Origin of the sequence: Paludisphaera soli (genome assembly GCF_011064595.1) — a bacterium.
Lineage (GTDB): Bacteria > Planctomycetota > Planctomycetia > Isosphaerales > Isosphaeraceae > Paludisphaera > Paludisphaera soli.
Window position 1 is genome coordinate 1 of sequence record NZ_JAALJI010000125.1, and the last position, 845, is coordinate 845.

1 protein-coding gene is annotated in these 845 nt (G+C 73.4%); it reads left to right on the forward strand.

From position 1 onward, the window contains the following. On the forward strand, nt 1–845 hold an 845-nt coding region (locus G6O68_RS31925), incomplete at both ends, for an IS630 family transposase (RefSeq protein ID WP_165253814.1).

An 845-nucleotide genomic window follows, 5' to 3' on the forward strand; every position in this document is an offset into this window, starting at 1 on the left:
CCGCGAGCGGGTCGCCGCCCGCTTCTCGGTCAGCGTCGCCTGGATCCGCAAGCTGATGCGGCAACGCCGCGGGACCGGCTGGATCGAGCCCAGGCCGCACGGCGGCGGCCACGCCCCGGCGTTCGACGCCGAGGCCGAGCGGCGGCTCCGCGAGGCGGTCCGGGCCGACGACGACGCCACGCTGAAGGAGCTGGCCCGGGCCGCCGGCGTCTCGTGCTGCGTCTCGGCCGTGCACCGGGCGCTGAAGCGGCTGGGGATCACTCGCAAAAAAAGTCGCAGCGGGCGGCCTGGCGCGAGGAATTCACCGACGTTCCCCCCGCTCCGGCTGGTCTTCGTCGACGAGACGGGCGCGAGCACGGCGATGGACCGGACCCACGGCCGGGCCTCGAGCGGCGTGCGGGTCGACGGCCCGCTGCCACGCGGCCACTGGAAGATACTCACGCTCACGGCGGCCGTCCGCCTCGGCGGCGTGGGGGCCTGCCTCGCCTTCGACGGGGCGACCGACTCGGCCGCGTTCGAGACCTACGTCGAGCGATGCCTCGTCCCGACGCTTCGGCCCGGCGACGTCGTGATCCTCGACGACCTCGCCTGCCACAAGACCGCGGAGGCGGCGCGGCTGGTCGCCGCGGCCGGGGCCGAGCTTCGGTTCCTGCCGCCGTACAGCCCCGACCTCAACCCGATCGAGCGGATGTTCTCCAAGCTCAAGGCCCGGCTCCGCTCGGCCGGGGCACGGACGATCGACGGGCTGATCGAGGCGATGGGAGACGCCCTGCGGGCGGTACGCCCCGGCGTCGTCATGGGCTGGTTCCGCCATAGCGGATATCAGCATCATCGATCAAGCGATA